At 64.8% G+C, this 705-nt stretch carries 2 protein-coding genes; both read left to right on the forward strand.

What is annotated here, in order from left to right; all coding sequences use genetic code 11:
• Positions 1-306: hypothetical protein (locus AHiyo1_RS16840; protein ID WP_216363233.1), on the forward strand; the 306-nt coding region annotated here is incomplete at its 5' end.
• A 125-nt stretch (positions 307-431) separates the two neighbouring features.
• The coding region (locus tag AHiyo1_RS16845) for an alcohol dehydrogenase catalytic domain-containing protein (protein ID WP_148667633.1) at positions 432-705 on the forward strand (274 nt) is incomplete at its 3' end.

A 705-nucleotide genomic window follows, 5' to 3' on the forward strand; every position in this document is an offset into this window, starting at 1 on the left:
GTGGGCGAGCGGCTCAACGTCGCGGCAGGTGCCCCCGTCACGGTGACGGCGAAAATCGCCGGCGTGCCGAACGGCGTCGTACGCTTCATCACGGATGAAGGACAGACCCAGCAGGTCACCCTTCCCGCGTCGGGCCAGGGAACGAGCACCTGGGTCACCACCCCGCAACTCGCGGCTTACGTGCGCGTTGAGGTCCGGCATCCGAAGATCGACGGAACATCCGGCAGCGGCACGGAGATGGGAACAGTCATCCCGCTCGGTCCCATGGCAGCGCTGACGAACCCGATCTTCCTCGGCGCCAGCTAGTCCGCAACGGATCCCATTCCGTTGAGGGAGTCCCTGCCAGTACCCCTACCAGCAGGGACTCCCTCACGTCGGAATTCTCCTGTTGGATGGATAGTGCCAATCCTCCGTCCACCAACAGGAGAATAATGCTGACCGTCAATGCTTACGCAGCCCCGTCCGCAAGCGAAGCCCTCGTTCCGACCACCATTGAGCGCCGCGACGTCGGCGCCCACGACGTGCTCATCGAGATCAAGTACGCGGGCATCTGCCATTCAGACATCCACACAGTCCGCGGCGACTGGGGACCGCAGTCCTACCCGCTCGCCCCCGGCCACGAAATCGCCGGAATCGTCACCGAAATCGGCTCCGACGTGACCCGCCACAAGGTCGGCGACCGCGTCGGCGTCGGCTGCATGGTCA

This window comes from Arthrobacter sp. Hiyo1 (genome assembly GCF_001263615.2).
Taxonomy (GTDB): domain Bacteria; phylum Actinomycetota; class Actinomycetes; order Actinomycetales; family Micrococcaceae; genus Arthrobacter.